This window comes from Flammeovirga agarivorans (assembly GCF_012641475.1).
GTDB classification, from domain to species: domain Bacteria; phylum Bacteroidota; class Bacteroidia; order Cytophagales; family Flammeovirgaceae; genus Flammeovirga; species Flammeovirga agarivorans.
This window is the reverse complement of record NZ_JABAIL010000002.1, coordinates 433,610-450,605: the sequence shown is the minus strand read 5'-3', so window position 1 is coordinate 450,605 and position 16,996 is coordinate 433,610. Positions and strand designations below refer to the sequence as shown.

At 34.0% G+C, this 16,996-nt stretch carries 15 protein-coding genes; 7 read left to right on the top strand and 8 right to left on the bottom strand.

Annotated features, from left to right (window positions below; genetic code table 11):
* Positions 1-15: 15 nt before the first annotated feature.
* From HGP29_RS06585 to HGP29_RS06575, 3 genes are all read right to left on the bottom strand, one after another.
* Entirely contained in the window at positions 16-276 is a 261-nt protein-coding gene (locus tag HGP29_RS06585) for a hypothetical protein (RefSeq protein WP_168881577.1), read from the bottom strand.
* Positions 277-531: 255 nt separating this feature from the next.
* A complete protein-coding gene (locus tag HGP29_RS06580) occupies positions 532-2,220 on the bottom strand; it encodes a DUF6909 family protein (RefSeq protein WP_168881576.1) in 1,689 nt (562 codons plus the stop codon).
* Between the two features lie 228 nt (positions 2,221-2,448).
* Positions 2,449-3,198 (bottom strand): class I SAM-dependent methyltransferase, encoded by a 750-nt coding sequence (locus HGP29_RS06575; RefSeq protein WP_168881575.1) that lies wholly within the window; start codon positions 3,196-3,198, stop codon positions 2,449-2,451.
* 276 nt (positions 3,199-3,474) lie between these two features.
* On the opposite strand from HGP29_RS06575, the gene HGP29_RS06570 reads away from it, so the two are divergent.
* Positions 3,475-3,780 (top strand): Dabb family protein, encoded by a 306-nt coding sequence (locus HGP29_RS06570; protein WP_168881574.1) that lies wholly within the window; start codon positions 3,475-3,477, stop codon positions 3,778-3,780.
* A 4-nt stretch (positions 3,781-3,784) separates the two neighbouring features.
* On the opposite strand, the gene HGP29_RS06565 is transcribed toward HGP29_RS06570, so the two are convergent.
* The 3 genes from HGP29_RS06565 to tgt form a co-directional block, all read right to left on the bottom strand.
* Positions 3,785-5,401: a hypothetical protein gene (locus tag HGP29_RS06565; protein WP_168881573.1), complete on the bottom strand. Its 1,617-nt coding sequence runs from the start codon at positions 5,399-5,401 to the stop codon at positions 3,785-3,787.
* Positions 5,402-5,588: 187 nt separating this feature from the next.
* A complete protein-coding gene (locus HGP29_RS06560) occupies positions 5,589-6,146 on the bottom strand; it encodes a hypothetical protein (RefSeq protein ID WP_168881572.1) in 558 nt (185 codons plus the stop codon).
* Between the two features lie 74 nt (positions 6,147-6,220).
* Positions 6,221-7,357: a tRNA guanosine(34) transglycosylase Tgt gene (gene tgt / locus HGP29_RS06555; protein ID WP_168881571.1), complete on the bottom strand. Its 1,137-nt coding sequence runs from the start codon at positions 7,355-7,357 to the stop codon at positions 6,221-6,223.
* Positions 7,358-7,767: 410 nt separating this feature from the next.
* Here tgt and HGP29_RS06550 point away from each other — a divergent pair, with 410 nt between their 5' ends.
* Positions 7,768-8,577 carry a hypothetical protein gene (locus HGP29_RS06550; protein ID WP_211093217.1) on the top strand — a complete coding sequence of 270 codons (810 nt, stop codon included), beginning with the start codon at positions 7,768-7,770 and terminating at the stop codon, positions 8,575-8,577.
* Positions 8,578-8,611: 34 nt separating this feature from the next.
* Here HGP29_RS06550 and HGP29_RS06545 read toward each other — a convergent pair whose 3' ends face one another.
* Positions 8,612-9,112: an acetyl-CoA carboxylase biotin carboxyl carrier protein subunit gene (locus HGP29_RS06545; protein ID WP_168881569.1), complete on the bottom strand. Its 501-nt coding sequence runs from the start codon at positions 9,110-9,112 to the stop codon at positions 8,612-8,614.
* A 202-nt stretch (positions 9,113-9,314) separates the two neighbouring features.
* On the opposite strand from HGP29_RS06545, the gene HGP29_RS06540 reads away from it, so the two are divergent.
* Both HGP29_RS06540 and HGP29_RS06535 read left to right on the top strand, forming a co-directional pair.
* Positions 9,315-10,082: an outer membrane beta-barrel protein gene (locus tag HGP29_RS06540; protein WP_168881568.1), complete on the top strand. Its 768-nt coding sequence runs from the start codon at positions 9,315-9,317 to the stop codon at positions 10,080-10,082.
* Entirely contained in the window at positions 10,082-10,579 is a 498-nt protein-coding gene (locus HGP29_RS06535; protein WP_168881567.1) for a hypothetical protein, read from the top strand. The genes HGP29_RS06540 and HGP29_RS06535 overlap by 1 nt, the downstream gene beginning before the upstream one ends.
* A gap of 39 nt (positions 10,580-10,618) precedes the next feature.
* On the opposite strand, the gene HGP29_RS06530 is transcribed toward HGP29_RS06535, so the two are convergent.
* Positions 10,619-13,066 (bottom strand): bifunctional UDP-N-acetylmuramoyl-tripeptide:D-alanyl-D-alanine ligase/alanine racemase, encoded by a 2,448-nt coding sequence (locus tag HGP29_RS06530; RefSeq protein ID WP_168881566.1) that lies wholly within the window; start codon positions 13,064-13,066, stop codon positions 10,619-10,621.
* Between the two features lie 231 nt (positions 13,067-13,297).
* Between HGP29_RS06530 and HGP29_RS06525 the strand changes: the two genes are divergently transcribed.
* The 3 genes from HGP29_RS06525 (at position 13,298) to HGP29_RS06515 (ending at position 16,465) form a co-directional block, all read left to right on the top strand.
* Entirely contained in the window at positions 13,298-14,680 is a 1,383-nt protein-coding gene (locus tag HGP29_RS06525) for an MATE family efflux transporter (RefSeq protein WP_168881565.1), read from the top strand.
* A gap of 4 nt (positions 14,681-14,684) precedes the next feature.
* Entirely contained in the window at positions 14,685-15,236 is a 552-nt protein-coding gene (locus HGP29_RS06520; protein ID WP_168881564.1) for a 5-formyltetrahydrofolate cyclo-ligase, read from the top strand.
* 86 nt (positions 15,237-15,322) lie between these two features.
* A complete protein-coding gene (locus tag HGP29_RS06515; RefSeq protein ID WP_168881563.1) occupies positions 15,323-16,465 on the top strand; it encodes a phytase in 1,143 nt (380 codons plus the stop codon).
* Positions 16,466-16,996: the final 531 nt, after the last annotated feature.

Below are 16,996 nucleotides of genomic sequence, written 5' to 3'. Positions count from 1 at the left end.
GAAGACTTAAAATAATTAATCTTCAGAGTTGTTAGCGTTAATTTCGCCTTTTTCGACCATATCATCATAATCATCTCTGATAATATTGATCTCAGCAAGAAAGTCGTCAGGGTAGGGATTACTTCTTTCTTCGTTAGAAAGTTTTTTCTTTTCTGCGTTGATTCTTTCTACATCAACTTTCTCCTCCTGCTTACTTCTACTGTTCTTATTATCTTCTGCTTCCAATGCATCCCAATCGATATCCTGGCTGGCAGATTCATTTTTAGAATTTCCCATAATTGTTTTAATTGATGTACAATTAAATAGATCAACTTTATGTTTAAGTTACCAATACTTTTGAGTAATTCCCAACGAAAGTTTTAGAATCAAAAACAAAAGCATGTGGCCAACGCAAATTTACATAATTTTGAGAGAAAGTAGAGACTTTCCACTTCATAAATTCCCAACTTAAATAGTCAAAAAATAAAAAAGTAGTACTATGTTCAAATGAACACAATACTACTTATAAATTTATGGTTCAAAGATGTTTATCTATTCAGATAATATCTTTTGAATGATTTTTAATGTAATCGCATAGGTTGGTCTTACACCTGTTAAACCTAAACTGCCATTGGCTAGTGTACTACCTGTTATTAAAGGGTTGTCAGAAGCGTAATATGCATAGCGAATTTTTACATCACTACTGATATTATTTCTAATTTTTGATGCCCCTTGAATTGCCTTTTGGTAGTGTGCACCTTCCATTTCAAGACCGATGGCTCCCCATGATGAATCTTTGAAGTATCTTAAGATATCTTTATTCTGTAGAGAAGTTCCCAGTACCGAAATCATAGGCCCTGCAACAATATTCAAGTCTTTTACATCCTTGAAATCTTCATCAGTAAGATCATTCTTGAAAGGGTAGTTGTCTGCTGTACCTTCAAATACATGAGCATTTGGTATCATGATATCCCCTTTATTCCCTTTAAGAATTCCGGCTTTACCCATAATTGAGATCGAACGGACATCCAGGTTGATATTCTCACTTTCAGTAGTATATGGTTTCAGTAATTCATCCATAGTCTCGAAAGCTTGTTCACCGAATGCATAATCCATTACAACAATTACAGGTGCATCATCAGAATTGAAGTCTGATTTTACTCCTAGTTCTTTTGGAAGATCATTTTTAGATAACTTCTTAGTGTCAAAGATCTGTACGGAGATATTTGTTCCAGACTCTTCTGAGATCTGAATCATGCCTCTTTCGTGTGCAATAACACTGATTTTTTCCCTTAAGTGACCATTTTCTGGTTGACTTACCGTCTTCATTAAGGATAAGAAGTCTTCTTTTTTATTTTTCTGACCAACTGCATCTTGTGCGTAGAATGTATTCATTACACTATGTAGGTTGGCACTGATAATGTGAATAGGTCGTTGTAATAGGCCGTTTTGTAGAAGAACTCTCTTGATTCTAGTTGCCCAACGGTCTCCATAAATGTGGTGGCCGATACGCTCTCTTAAAGTAGGAGAGAAGCTAATTACTCTAGAACGGTCTTCGTTTATTTCGTCCATCGCTAGCTTACCCATCCAATAGACAATATGGAAAAGGCCGTTGTTTTTTGAACTGTTTTTCAAGAATCTTTGGTGAGCATTCCTAGTCTCCTCATAGGTCTGACCTAGTAATGTAGCAAGATAAGTAAATGCAACTTCTTCATTGTGTGCACTCATTTCTTCTTCACCAAGTACAATTTCTTCTAACTGCAACCATTCTCTTAATGGTCTGCCTTTGTCATCTTGGGCGTGTTCTCTAATTTTCTGAGCTTCAATGTAGATGAAAGTCAAGTGGGTAAGAATGTCATAGATTTCACTTCTACCTCTTGTGATTTCAATAAACATTTGCTCTTCGTCAATTCTATAGCAATTTCGACGTCTTGCTTGAGGAATTATCTTTGTAAAAGAAGATTTTTCATAACCTTCTTCAGAAGTCAGTTTAATAAATCGCGTTTCTTCAATTCCTTTTGGAAGTCTGTCAAAAACATAGACTAGGCCATTTAAATCGACCTTTTGAGGGTCAGCCATAGATCCGTAGATTTCCGGTTGTAAGATCAGAAGATCTTGCATGATGGCATGTCCTGAAGCACCACCTGGCTTGTAATAGCCTCTGATAAATAGGTGTCTCATTACTACGTACATTCTTTCGATGGCTGTTCTCGATGCCTGTGCTCTTGTTAATTCGATCATATATTATGGTTATGGTTGAAAAATATTTATAAGTGTTTCGTGTATGGTTTGAACAATTATGTTCTTCAATTTCTAACTAAGGTGATTATAGTATTTGGATTTCACCTTAATACCTGTTTACTATCGTTTTGTCTACGATTTTAGTGATGAATCATATTCAACATCACTTATTTATATCTATATAAAAATAGTCTATATGAAATAGACTATTGTGAAATTTATGAAGATTTAATGATCATTTAATGTCAGAGAAACAAGATAGTGGTTTAGCTCTCCGACATGAATCAATTCTATATTGTAACCGGCGGTAGCAGCATACTCTTCCAGTACTGGATAGCTGACATAAAGCCAATCAAATTTATCTCCTTTAACTTCCTTGAACTCCATCCAATATTGGATTTGTCCGTAATATTCGGCGGTAAGATCTATTAAGTAAGATCCATCTTCATCTTCAAAGAGATGTATTATATCTGATGAGTCAAAAACAAGTTGTCCACCTTTATTTAAAAAGGATTTTGCTTTTAATAAGAAGTCCGCTAAACCATTTAAGGTACCTACTAAGCCAATACCATTCATAAGCATTAAAAGCGTATCGAACTTTGGCCCATCGTAGTCATATATATTGCCTGAAATGACTTTATTGACACCTCTTTTTCGCATGGTTTCAACTGCTAACGAAGAAATGTCCATGGCGGTTACATCTTGTCCTCTTTTTTGTAGTGCCATAGCATGCGAACCGGCTCCTGCACCTACATCTAAGATTTTACCTTTACAACGATCTAATGCAAGTACCTCGATTTCTGGCATGTCAGCTTCTTCTCGAAATAGTAAGGGGACAGGGATGTCGTCAGGCTCACTAAAATCAGAAAAAACTTTGACACATAAATCATCATTTTTACTCTCAAAAAAGGAAGAAATACCTGCACCCATAGGGTCTTTATCTTGAGGTAACGTATGTCCAAAAACTGACTTTGTCATTCAACTAAATTCTTTAAAACGCTAAAGTGTAAAATTTTCGCAAGTAAATAGGAAAATTGATGAATAGCAATTCAGTCTCGAAAATATCAACATTTATTAAGAAAAAGAAGATCTGAAGGTATTGCTGTTTATTGATAATCAAAAAGTTAATTTAATTGTTGGATGTGTACTACTTCTATTATTTAAGATGTAAAAATAAGCCTGTAATTAGTAAGAATAGGAGAAGCATTCAATGGTTTTCTCGTTTACATTTGGTTCAAATAACTAATTGAATTTATGTATAAGCACATTGTTTTGTGGAAGCTTCAAGAAGAAGCTCAAGGAAATTCTAAATCTGTTAATGCTGGTTTAGTGAAAGAAAAAGTTGAAGGGTTAAAACAGTTTATCCCTGAAATCGAAGACTTAGATGTGGGAATTAACATTGGGGATTATGGAGCATCATTCTTTGATGTCGGGATGTATATTACATTTCAATCAAAAGAAGACTTCTTAAAATATATCACTTATAAAGAACATGATGAAGTTGTTACTTTCATACAGAGTGTAATGTCCGCAGAAGAGATAGTGGACTTTGAAAGCTAACCTATTATTGAATCAATACTTTAAAAAAGATATTATTTTTTGAGTTAAATACTTTGATAAAAGAAAGTCCTTTTGATTTAATTTCAGGGATTTTAAAGCTGGTAACGTAACCTCCTTCAATATTAACAGAAAGGACTTTTTCTTTGATCACTTGGCCATTACTACTAATTAACGTAGCAATTACAGCATCATTGGCTGTTGATCCATCGACAACAATTGTAATAGTTGACCCTGCGGAAACAATATTTGGATATAAACTGACATTAAGTTGCTCATTAGGATCATTGAAAATTACGGGTCCATAAACTGTACTTTTTCCATCAAAATCGAATTGAACAAGTCGATAGTAGTCTCCTGCAGCAGTACTGTCTAAATAAGAATAATTTGTAGTGGTATTAACGTTTCCTTGGCCTTGAACCCTACCTATAAAGGTCCAATTTCTGTTGTCGTCAGAATATTCGATGTTATAATGGCTACAATTGATTTCTGTTAAGGTTTGCCATTGTAACAGGTTACCATCTTCTTCTTGCGTTCCATAGAAATAAGAAAGCTCAATGGGTAAATCTGCTGCTTCGATTCTTTCGCAAAGCTTTAGATTTGATGATGATTCATAGCATTGGTCATCAAGGATAATACACTGACTTTCATCTGGAAAGATAAATTGTCCCTTATAATGTACTGTCAAAGCATTACTACAAGAAAGATATAAATCTCCTCTAAGTTCAAAAAGGCCATTATCATCTATAGTGATTTTTTCACCTCCTCTAAGTGTCATGGATTGTTGAACATATAAATCACCTGAGATGAAAAATACACCACCGCCGCCATTTTGAGAAAAAACATTACCATTAATTCTGACAAATCCATCTTCATAGATGGTCATTTCATCACCTCCAATTCTTGTATAATCTTCTTCTACAGAGAGGTCTCCATAAATGTAATAATCAGACCCTCCACCTCCAGTGGTAATTAATGCTCCATCTATATTTAAAGTAGCATTTTTATAAACGTAATAGCTGTCGCCTTGAGAACTATTGAAATTGCCCAAAATATGGAAATTGCCATAGTTATGAATAGTTGATGTGCCGCCATTAGTAGCATTAAAACTTTTGTTGACTAATACATGGCCATTTTCACCGATAGTGAGTTTAAAAGCAGAACTAGTGAAATTTAAATTACCTGATGTAGCTACCTGTCCATCTACAAGCATAGTAGTTTGACTACCGGATAAAGTTAAATCACCTACTACATTTAAAGCTCCACTTACATTAAAAGTAATTCCTGAAGGTGTTTGTTGATAAAAGATAAATGTAGCTCTCCCATTGTGCCCTAAATCAAATTTCAATGCCTTCCGGTAATTAAATGACATTTGAGTACTGATTTTATCCAAGTCAAAGTTGATATAAAATGTATTAAGATTAGAACTCGTTGGAATTGTAATGATATCTCTTTGAGAAGGGTAGCCTAAAGTAGACGCCGTTTTAGTGATAGCCTTCCAATTGTCTTTGTTTTGCCAGTCTTTTACAGAATTATAAGAAGAGACTAATGGCTCAAATTGTGTCTGAGCAAAAGATGGTAAACAGAAAGATAGTAAGATAATAATAGAAAGAAATTTCGACATGGGTAGGTTTGAAATTACAGGTTACTTACTGAACATTAAATGTGTAATCGTAATACATTTTAGGTTCAATAATGTGGTTAAACAATTTCAGTATCAGTTTTAAGAAAAATGAACACACTTAAAATAATCAATTATATGATTACACTAGGCAAGTTTAATTAAAAAATGTGAATTGTTAAAAAATTAGTTAAAGTAATCCAACTAATCTGTAAAAGTCGATCATGGTTATTCTAAAGGCATTTCTTTCATCCATTGTAGTTAAAAAAGGAACGGTCTTATCTCCGAATCGAATTTCAAATGCGATATCATCTTGATTTAACATGTTGTAAATCTCAGTCGCAAAGCGAAACTGTTCTTGCATGCCTCCTTGTTTGTATCGAATTTCATCCCAAAGTCCTGTCTCAGTATTTGTCCATTTCACTGTATAATGCATATATCCTTCGAAATAGGGATTAGGGGATAGCATTACAAATACATTGTCTTGTGTGGGGTTGTATAAAAGATGAAGTTGAATGATAGCTTTGGTAGTGTCACTGACGCTTTTATCGTATTTATAGATAGTGACATCTGGGTGTTGTTTTTCTGCCTTAATGATATCGTAGTAGCTTGCCCTAATATTTTGAAAATACATACGAGTTTGATCATATGTAACAAACTTAGGTCGCAGAGGATCTATAATGACGTCTTTGTATGGTTGGCAAGCAATAGTGAGTAATGTAGAGAGAAGTAATATTAGCTTTTTCATAAAAAAATGTAAAGGATAACACCACTTATTAAACTCTATTGCTTGCCAAATGTTGCGTTTTTGTAAAGAAATATTTACAAACGTTGCATTAATGTTGGAATGATGGCATTTTTCCACTCTCTGAAGTCACCATCAATAATATGTTGTCTTGCTTCCCTAACTAACCATAAGTAGAAAGAAAGGTTATGTACACTTGCAGCCATACCACCTAAAGCTTCACCTGCTTTAAATAGGTGTCTTAAATAAGCTTTGGTATAGAAACTACTAGAATAACCTTCTAATCCTGGATCAAGAGGAGAGAAGTCATCTTCCCATTTCTTGTTTTTAAGGTTGATGATACCTTGTGTTGTAAATACCATACCATGACGTGCTTGTCTTGTTGGCATTACACAATCAAACATATCTACACCTAGAGCGATATTCTCAAGGATGTTTGCAGGAGTACCTACACCCATTAAATATCTAGGTTTATCCTCTGGTAAGATGCTACAAACAAGTTCAGTATGTTCGTACATCATTTCAGCTGGTTCACCTACAGACAAACCACCGATAGCATTACCTTCACAGTTATGTGATGCAATAGTTTCGGCCGATTGTGTTCTCAAATCTCTATATGTAGATCCTTGAACAATAGGGAATAATGCTTGATGGTAGCCATATAAGGGCTCAGTTTCATTTAATCTATCTACACATCTTTGTAACCAACGGTGTGTTAAGTGCATAGAGTTTTTCGCATACGTATAATCAGAAGGGTATGGAGGACATTCATCAAAAGCCATAATGATATCGGCGCCAATAGAGCGTTCAATATCCATTACTTTTTCAGGTGTAAATAAATGCTTCGAACCATCAATATGTGATCTGAATGTTACTCCTTCTTCTTTGATTTTTCTATTATTTGCTAAAGAAAAAACCTGATATCCACCACTGTCTGTAAGAATTGGTCTATCCCAGCCATTGAATTTATGAAGGCCGCCTGCCTTTTCTAAAATTTCAGTACCTGGTCTTAAGTACAAGTGATATGTATTACCAAGAATAATTTCTGCATTGATGTCTTCTTTCAGTTCTCTTTGATGAACTGCTTTTACGGTACCAACAGTACCTACAGGCATAAAAATAGGCGTTTTTATCTCACCGTGTGCTGTGGTGATTTTGCCTGCTCGAGCCTTCGTTTGAGGATTTTTATGCTTTACTTCAAATGTTAAACCCATATTTGTATTATATGTTTTTTGCCTAGAGCGTCTGCAAAGGTACAAAAGTATAGGAATCAAACACTTTTAATTTATTGTTATTAAGAGGCATCCTTGAAATAGTGAAATATATTATTGAAGTGGTGAAGGTGAGGAATTGACGAATTCTTAAATAAATTAGAAAACCCCGTCGATATTTTTAGAATAATTGTAATATTCCTAGGAAGATTTTCAAGAAATAGCGAAATACTTTTTTTTTGATGGAGCCTAATTTTAGATTAATCTAAATAATGGTTAATATTGTACTGATAAAATTTGCTATACAAACTAATTGTCGATTTCAATACTTTTTCTATGCTGTCAACAATTGGTCTTCTGTTGCCTTGAAGTTAATTACTATCTCTTTGAAACGAATAAAATTATCCAGTTTGATGATAAAGGATGTTTTACCATTACTGAACAAAACGCTTCTTTTCTCTCTATTGATTATGTTATTTTCACCTACACTAAAAGCACAAGATGGTGAAATGATCATTACCGGAGTTTATAAGGGAGCGAATCTCTATGTGGAAAATCCGATGTTAACTGATGGCTCTTTCTGTGTAAACAAAGTGCTCATCAATAATAGTGAAATGCAAAGATTGCCTAAGGCGAGTGCATTTGAGATTGACCTTTCTCATGTGGGAAAAGGAAATCACATTACTGTATTGTTATTTCACTCGAATGATTGTACTCCTCGAATATTAAATCCGAATGCAATTCGCGATAAAGGACATTTTCAGTTTATTGAATTGGATGTTACTGAGGAAGGTTTAGAGTGGGAGACTTCTGGTGAAGCTGCGGAAGGGCATTTTATGATCTTGCGTTATGAACATAATTCTTGGGTAGAAGAAATGATTGTTCAGGGTAAAAGCAGTGATAAATTAAACAAGTACTTTTATAAAGTATTACACCATAGTGGACTGAATAAGTACAAGATTAAATATATTGAAATTACAGGTAAAATCTACAACTCAGAGATTCTATCGCATGAATCTAGTTCAGAGCAAGTGAGGTTTTACCCCAATAGAGTTTCAAAGTTATTGTCATTTACAAGACCTGTGAAATACGAAATACTTGACCAATATGGAAAAGTTATTTTAAATGGTAACTCTAACGAAGTAGATTGCTCAGCATTAAATGGCGGGAAATATTACTTTGTGAACTATGATAATAAGACAGAACGTTTCTTTAAGAAATAAAAAAAGGAAGTGAGCAAATCACTTCCTTTTTTGTTTATTCTTCAATTTCTATCAGCAAACTACCTTTTTCTACAGACTCTCCTTCTTTGGCTGTGATCTTTTTGATTGTGCCACTTAAAGGAGCCTTAAGAATGTTTTCCATTTTCATTGCTTCAAGAATGATCAAGTTATCTCCAGTTGCTACTGAATCACCAACTTTACAAAGAAGTTCGATTACTTTTCCTGGCATTGGTGCTTTGATAATATTTTCAGCGACAACAGTACCTTTGTTCATTCCTAACTGATCTAACAATTCATCAAGCTTTGTTAGTGCTTGGAGTGATACTTTTTTACCATTGATTTTTAGTTCAACATGTTTGTAGCCAGGGTCTGATTTTAGGATTTCTATGTCGAAGCTCTTGTTATTGTAGAAGACCTGAAACACATTTTGATGTGTTTTGTTTAGGTCAATTTTTATTTTTTTGTTGTCAATGATCAAGGATTGTTTGTCTTTGATTACAGAATGATCATTCGACTTAGTTTTGATGGTAAGCATATTGTTTTTATGTGTTTGCCCTTTGAAGGGATAATATTGGATGTTTTGTAAATTATTAATTTTTACTCAAATACTATTCCTTCAGACAATTTATTTTTAATCTTTGATATTTTTCAATTCTTCATTAAAGCTTAGAGAAATTCAAAAATTATTATTTGCTTATTTTAATTACTACACTTTTCTAAACGTAACCACTGTAAAAATGGTCAAGAACAAATACCTGCGATTGAGTATTGTATTATCCTTACTTTTGGTATGCCCTTTAACTCTTTATTCTCAAACTGAGAACCAACAAAATACGAGTACTGGTACCCAGTATACAATTCAGCAACAACAAGAACCTACTCAGCAAACTCCTGTAGAACAACCTGTTTATAGAAAACCCAAAAGGGAAAATGAATGGGGTATCTTTATGGGGCCATCTTGGTCTATTCCAGTAGGGACAGTACCTCAGGTGAACACTCAAGTCACTTATGCTAATGAAAGAGCAAGAGCAAGAACGGGTTTTGATATTGGAGTAAAGTTCAACTTTTTCCTATCAAATGATGTATCTATAGAGTTTGATGTATTGTATACTTCATCAGGAAAAAATATTGAATACTCTGGGTTTTATCATGAATTAGGGTACTCAGATGAGTCTGTTACTTTTAAGGAGTCATTAGGTTATTTTACCTTCCCTATTTATGCGAACTACTACCTGACTGATAACTTCTACATAAAAGGTGGTTTATATGGTGCTGCTCTTACAAATGCTACAAGAAGAGAAGGAGGCATTTGGGGTGACCATACGGATGTAAGTTATTTATACAAAGGTGGAGACTTTGGTGTAAGTGCCGGATTAGGTGCTTCCATGAGAGTGTTTTTTATTGAATGGAGGTACAATAGAGGATTAATTGATATCTCATTCGATGATGATAAATTATACAATCAGACGGTTCAATTATTAGTAGGTTTTAAATTCGGTGGGTAATGAAAACGAGGTCATATTTTTTACTATTTATATTAGTTAGTTTCTTTATCAGTTGTACAGATGGTGATGAGGCTTCATTACCTGAAGAAGAAACTCCAGAAAAAGGAAGTTATATTTATAATTCAACTTCTGTTTATTATGATAAAATATTAGGTGATAGTGTCCATACTCAAGATTTTAGAGGCTATATCATTTATAAATCAAGTAATAGAGAGTTTGAAATTCACCCTGATGAAATAAATACTTGGAGTCTTTATTTGGCAGATAGCGTACATTCAAATGGTACTGTATATTGGACTATCAGAGAAGATCAAAATGTATATGTTGGAGAAGATGAGTTCTTTGTGGATGGTTTAGAAGTAGCCGAAATTGATGGTATTACTTATCATGCATACATCAAAGGGAATACTTTATATTTTAAATATAGATCCTATACTTTCGATAAAGACACCCCAATTCAATATACTGAAACGAGGGTTACTGGCGAAAAATTCTAAAAAAAAGAGTGATGTTTCATTAAAGCATCACTCTTTTTTTTAACCTTCCATATAGTAGACTCTCTTCACTCTCGAACTGACTGAAGTGAGAATTTCATAAGGTATGGTTTCAATATCTTTTGCTAACTGAGTAATAGGTCTTTCTTTTCCAAAGATAACCACTTCATCACCTACTTCAGCTTTCATTCCTGTAATGTCTATCATAGTCATATCCATACATACATTGCCAATTACAGGAGCTTGCTTACCGTTGACGATTACTTTTCCGATTCCATTGCTGAATTTCCTGTTAAATCCATCTGCATAGCCTATCCCTATAGTCGCAATTTTCTTTTCTTTTTGTTCGACTACACCTTTGCGTCCATAACCTACTGTTTCCCCAGGTTTCATATGTTTAATCTGAGCAATGACAGTTTTAAGTGTAGACACTGGTTGGAGGTCTTCTTGTTTGAGGTCGTTTACTTCAACTCCATGCAGGCCGATGCCAAGTCTAACCATATTCATTTGAGCATCTGGGTAGCGTACTATTCCTGCTGAATTTAAGCAATGCTTTATAACGGAATACCCCAATTGAGCTTCCAATTGCTTTGTCATTTTCTTAAATAAAGCAATTTGATTTTTTGAATACTGATCATGAATATCTTCATCTGCACCGGCCAAATGAGTAAATACTCCAGTTACCTTAATTTTATTTTTGATGCGATTTAAGGTGTTGAATAGTAAATCCATTTCATCTTCATTGAATCCAAGACGGTGCATACCCGTGTCAAAATTAAGCTGAATGGCAAATGGTTTTTCATTAGCATCTTCAGAAAGGTAATCTTCTAAAGCTTGAAGCATTTCGATATTATAAATCTCTGGCTCAAGGTCATGCATTCGCATGGTTTCAAAAGAATCTGGCGATGGTGTTAATACCATAATAGGAGTACGGATCCCATTTTCTCTTAATTCGACACCTTCATCGGCAAATGCTACACCTAAGTAATCTACAAGGTGGTATTGTAAAGTGTGTGCTAGTTCGTGTTTTCCACTACCATAGCCCAACGCTTTAACCATTACCATAATTTTGGTTTTGGGTTTTAATAAAGAGCGATAGAACATTAAATTATGAACTACGGCATCCAGATTAATTTCTAATTGAGTACTGTGGATTTTCCTTTGAAGTAATACGGCAACTTTTTCAAATTCAAATTTACGGGCACCTTTTAAAAGGATCATTTCTTTAGAAAAAACTAGTGTCCCCTTTTTTATAGCATTTCTTAATGCTGCTGTTGTCTTGTAAAATTCTTTGTTCTCAACTTTGATGTTATTTTGTGACTTATTCAAATGTTCACCAATACCAATGAACCTCTGAATATCATATTCCTCACAAAGTTCATTTACTTTTTGGTAGAGAGCATCATTATTATCTTTTCCTTGTAGTAAGTCAGATAAAATTAATGTTCTTGGTAACTGCTCTTGATTTTGTCCCATAAAGCCCAAGGCGATCTGCAAACCTCCTAAGTCATTATTATAAAAATCATTGATGAGAACGGTGTTATTAATGCCTTCCTTCCTTTCAAGGCGCATTGGAATGCTTTTAAGTCGATTGATTCTTGCGTCAATTTCTTCAAAAGAATATCCCAAGTGATACATTACAGTGACACAATGCATTGCATTTTCAAAGGATGCTGCATCAGAGAAAGGGATAGTAAGCTCATGCGAGTTGCTTTTCTCTTTAATAAGCACTTTGTGAGCTGTGTGTTCAATTATTTGTAATGTGGCATCTGTGGCTTTACCCCAAGTAATTTTATTTCCGTTCTTTAACTGCATTTCATGATCAATAAGTTCATGGTCTTTGCAGTAAATAATATCCTTACAATGATCGAATAGTAATCCTTTTTCTTTTACTTTTTGTTCAAGACTGTCAAATTGTTTGTCATGTGCTGAGCCTATATTTGTAAAAAGACCAATCGTAGGGGAAATAATATCAGCTAAATTTTTCATCTCATTAGGCTGAGAAATTCCTGCTTCAAAGATTCCTAATGTATGTTTCTTATTGATTTGCCATACGGACAAAGGAACTCCAATTTGTGAATTATAACTCTTTGGACTTTTAACCACATTATAATCGGCATCAAGAAGAGTATATAACCATTCTTTTACGATAGTTTTTGCGTTGGATCCTGTGATACTTATTACAGGGAGTGATTTAAACTTTTGTCTGTGAAAAGTAGTTACTTCCTGTAGTTTCTTTAAAGTATCATCACAATAGATGAAACTGGCTTCTTTGTATTTATAACCATGCTCAAATGCATCTGTCACCACAAATTTTCTAACACCTTTGTTATAAAGGTCTTCTATGAAATCAGTGCCTTCTCTTTTCCTGCCATTTAAGGCAAAAAAGATGGTCTGACTTGGTGCAGTTAATAGTCTACTATCAATCAGTAAATATTTTGCATTCCAAAAATCGGTGTTAAAATCTATTTGTGTAGATGATTGAGTCATTTTCTGTACAAGGTTAAAAAACAAAGTTAATGTTTAAACGATAGAATAAAATAGGAGGTTTATAGATTAATAGAGTTTAAGAAGATACTAGCTGTTAATCATTGTATATGAATGTGATAAAATTGAAAAAACACTCGTACTTTTGTATGCTAAACGATTTGAATTCTATTCCACTATTTCCGTCGTTATCAATTCATTAACACTCATAACAAGATTTTAATACGATCATAAATGCGTAAGATTTTAAATAAATACTCTGCTCATTATCAGGATACTCTGAAGATTGCATTACCAGTGGTTATCTCCCAAATTGGTCAAAACCTGACAAATATTTTGGATAACGTAATGGTTGGGCACTATGACACCGTGTCTTTGGCAGGAGCAGGTTTTGCTAACAGTTTATTTGCCATTTTCCTAGTTTTTGGGATTGGATTTGCTGTTGGTGTAACTCCTTTAGTTGGTAAGGCTCACGGTCAGAAAAACTATAAGGAAATGGGTAGTTTGTTTAAAAACTCCATTGTAGTGAATGCCATTTTTACATTGGTAATCCTTTCTGTTCTTTTAGGGCTAACAACAATGATGGATTTTATGGGACAACCACCAGAAGTTGTACAAGTAGCTCGTCCATATTTATTGATCAATACTTTTTCGTTAATTCCGATGATGGTATTCTTCACTGCTAAACAATTTGCAGAAGGAGTGAAGTACACAAAAGCAGCAATGTATTTTACATTGATCGCTAATATTGTCAATGTTGTGATCAACTATATCCTTATCTATGGAAACTTCGGTGCACCTGAAATGGGATTGTTAGGAGCAGGTATTGGTACTTTTGTTTCGAGATTAGTAATTGGTATAGGAATGATGATGTATGTATTTAGAAATAAATCATTCCAATTATTCTTAAGTGGTTTCGCAGAAGCTAAAGTAAAATCTTCTAAACTGATAGAACAATTAAAGATGAGTTTGCCTATCGGCTTACAATCCTTAATGGAGGTTGGAGCATTTGGTGTTGGTTCAATGATCATTGGAACGGTAGGAACAAACCCTATGGCAGCACATCAAATTGTAATGAGTATGATCTCATTGACGTTTATGATGGTAAGTGGAGTGGCTTCAGCAGTGGCTGTGAGAGTGAGTAACTTTTATGGACAGGATGACTGGGAAGAGGCAAGAAATGCAGGGTTTACTGGTTTAGTATTCGCTATGTTTGCTATGGCAATTTCTGCGATAACCTTTGCTTCCTTTAATCACTTCTTACCTTCATTGTATACATCAGATCCAGAGGTAATTAAATTTGCTGCGTCTATGTTGTTGTTTGCGGCATTATTCCAACTTTCGGATGGAGCACAAGTGATTATGACAGGAGCATTAAGAGGAATTTCAGAAGTGAAAATGCCAACATTGATCTGTTTTATTTCTTATTGGGTAGTAGCTCTTCCAATGGGATATATTTTAACGACAAGTACAGATTGGAGCTTCTTAGGAGTATGGATAGGTTTAACTTCAGGACTGACATTGTCTGCCGGATTATTGTTTGCTAGATTTACATGGAAAACAAAACATGAAATAGAACGTCGCATTGAGATAAAACGCGAGGTGGTAAACGCATAATACATTGAAGTTAGAAAAAGCCGCACTAAGAAAAGAAGTAATAAAGAAAAGACTGGAGCTGTCTGAGCAACAAGTAAAGTCAGCTGAAAAATATATAGCAGCAGCATTTTGGGAGAATACTCCTGAGGATGTTGCTGTTTTGCATACATACATTCCTATTAATAATGAGGCTTCAACTTTAGCAATAATAGACAAAGCATTAAAGCTAGGTTGGAAAGTGGTAGTACCTAAAACTTTACCGGGGAGGAAATTAAAAAATCTAGTTTTACACAGCTTGGAAGATCTCAAAGAAGAACGTTTTGGGACATTAATACCCAATGTAGAAGAGGAGTATACGGGAACCTACGATTATGTATTGGTACCGGGTGTAGCTTTTTCTGAAGAATTAGGAAGAATGGGTTATGGTGGTGGATATTATGATACCTTTTTGAGTCAACATTCTAATAGTAAAAAAATTGGTATTACATATTCTTTACAGATGAATGATAATTTACCATTAGAAGAACATGATGTGAAGATGGATCACTTAATAATCGCTCCTGTAAACGAAAGTTGAACAATTTATGAAGGATGTAAGTGATTGTTTTTCGAGAAGATTTGATGAATAAATTTGCCATAACAAACAAAACATCATCAAAAAAAATGAAAACAAAAGGACTTATACTATTAGCATCGTTTGTATCATTAATACTGACGAACTGTGAGACATCACAAAAGAAATATAAAGATCCGAGAGAACATGATAGTGCTATGAAAGAAGCCTATCAGTTACAATCTACTATCAACTATTCAATAGAAGCTGACTTTGAAACTATTCCAGTTGCAGCAGGTGTTATGGAAGATGCTGCCGATGATCCAGCATTTTATTATAACTCAGAATCTCCCGAATCATCTTTAATCATTGGTACAGATAAAAAGCATGGACTTTATGTATACAATTTAGATGGTGAGGTGTTGCGTTTTTATAAAGTAGGTCAGGTAAATAATGTAGATATCCGCCAAGATGTAGCAGTTGGAGAACAAAAAGTAAATATTGTAGCCGCATCTAATGAAGATACTAATGGAGTATCTGTTTTTCAATTAAAGGGTGACTCCTTAATCACTTTGAATATAGAGAATCCGTTAATGTCAAATAAAATGGATGAGGTATATGGTTTCTGTATGTATAAAAATGCAGAGAATAAAGTGAGTTTGATCGCTAATGCAAAGAATGGTCGCATTGAAGTATACGCATTAAACTTGAAAGAAGACTTATCAGGTAAGTTAGAACTAACAAATACATACCAAGTAGCTTCTCAACCAGAAGGAATGGTGGTAGATGACGTAAACAATATGCTATATATTGGCGAAGAGTCTAATGGTATTTGGAAAGTAAACCTATTGGATAGTACAAGTAAATTAAAGTTGATAGCCTCTTCTAAAATATCTAATAATAAAAATATAGAAGCTGATATTGAGGGAATTGCATTGTATAAAACTTCGAAGGATACTGGGTATCTAGTAGCATCGAGCCAAGGAAACTTTTCTTATGCTTTATTCTCTATTGAGGATGAAAGATATATCACAAGCTTTAAAATTGTTGATGGCCCAATGGTAGATGGAGTAGAGGAAACAGATGGCTTAGAAGTATGTAACAAGCCTATCGGTTCAAATTTTCCAACTGGAGCTCTAATTGTTCAAGATGGGTTTAACTACGATGGAGATTCGTTAAAAGCACAAAACTTCAAGGTGATTTCTTGGGAAAAAATTCAAACCATTATTGATCACCAGAATTCAGGTTTATAATCGCAGAAGTATGTAATTATTTTACATGCTATGTGAGTGTTGTAAGTAAATATGGAACAACTGCTTGTTACTTTGTGACAGGCAGTTTTGCTTTCATCTAGTTTTCAATACACTACGATTAGTTCTAAAATTTGTCATGCATAATTTGTTTTATAGGAATACAATACACAAATTGCATCCACTTAATGTATAAAACTATTACTGTAACAGAACTAATTAAAAATATCTCTAAACTTTTTATGCTCCTGTAGCTGGGAGAATCCTCTATTTTATATCTAAAAGAAATTTTGGAAGTAATCTTTATTACTTTCACTGTATTCTATTATCTAAATAGTAATACTGAAAATATTTTTAAACCTGAATTACAAGAAAACTGCATCATTTTATGATGCTTTTTTTTTGATTAAACTTTATTTAGTACAATTTTTAGAAAGAAAAAATACCTCCAATGTTTTAACAAAATACAATTTACTTTCCGGATCATGTTATCATAATAGAATTAACCCTATTTTTGTAGATCAAGGGGTTCTT

Coding starts and splice junctions, on each gene's coding strand:
- HGP29_RS06585 (WP_168881577.1), bottom strand. CDS start 276: ATGGGAAATTCTAAAAATGAATCTGCCAGCCAGGATATCGATTGGGAT.
- HGP29_RS06580 (WP_168881576.1), bottom strand. CDS start 2,220: ATGATCGAATTAACAAGAGCACAGGCATCGAGAACAGCCATCGAAAGA.
- HGP29_RS06575 (WP_168881575.1), bottom strand. CDS start 3,198: ATGACAAAGTCAGTTTTTGGACATACGTTACCTCAAGATAAAGACCCT.
- HGP29_RS06570 (WP_168881574.1), top strand. CDS start 3,475: ATGTATAAGCACATTGTTTTGTGGAAGCTTCAAGAAGAAGCTCAAGGA.
- HGP29_RS06565 (WP_168881573.1), bottom strand. CDS start 5,401: ATGTCGAAATTTCTTTCTATTATTATCTTACTATCTTTCTGTTTACCA.
- HGP29_RS06560 (WP_168881572.1), bottom strand. CDS start 6,146: ATGAAAAAGCTAATATTACTTCTCTCTACATTACTCACTATTGCTTGC.
- tgt (WP_168881571.1), bottom strand. CDS start 7,357: ATGGGTTTAACATTTGAAGTAAAGCATAAAAATCCTCAAACGAAGGCT.
- HGP29_RS06550 (WP_211093217.1), top strand. CDS start 7,768: ATGATAAAGGATGTTTTACCATTACTGAACAAAACGCTTCTTTTCTCT.
- HGP29_RS06545 (WP_168881569.1), bottom strand. CDS start 9,112: ATGCTTACCATCAAAACTAAGTCGAATGATCATTCTGTAATCAAAGAC.
- HGP29_RS06540 (WP_168881568.1), top strand. CDS start 9,315: ATGGTCAAGAACAAATACCTGCGATTGAGTATTGTATTATCCTTACTT.
- HGP29_RS06535 (WP_168881567.1), top strand. CDS start 10,082: ATGAAAACGAGGTCATATTTTTTACTATTTATATTAGTTAGTTTCTTT.
- HGP29_RS06530 (WP_168881566.1), bottom strand. CDS start 13,066: ATGACTCAATCATCTACACAAATAGATTTTAACACCGATTTTTGGAAT.
- HGP29_RS06525 (WP_168881565.1), top strand. CDS start 13,298: ATGCGTAAGATTTTAAATAAATACTCTGCTCATTATCAGGATACTCTG.
- HGP29_RS06515 (WP_168881563.1), top strand. CDS start 15,323: ATGAAAACAAAAGGACTTATACTATTAGCATCGTTTGTATCATTAATA.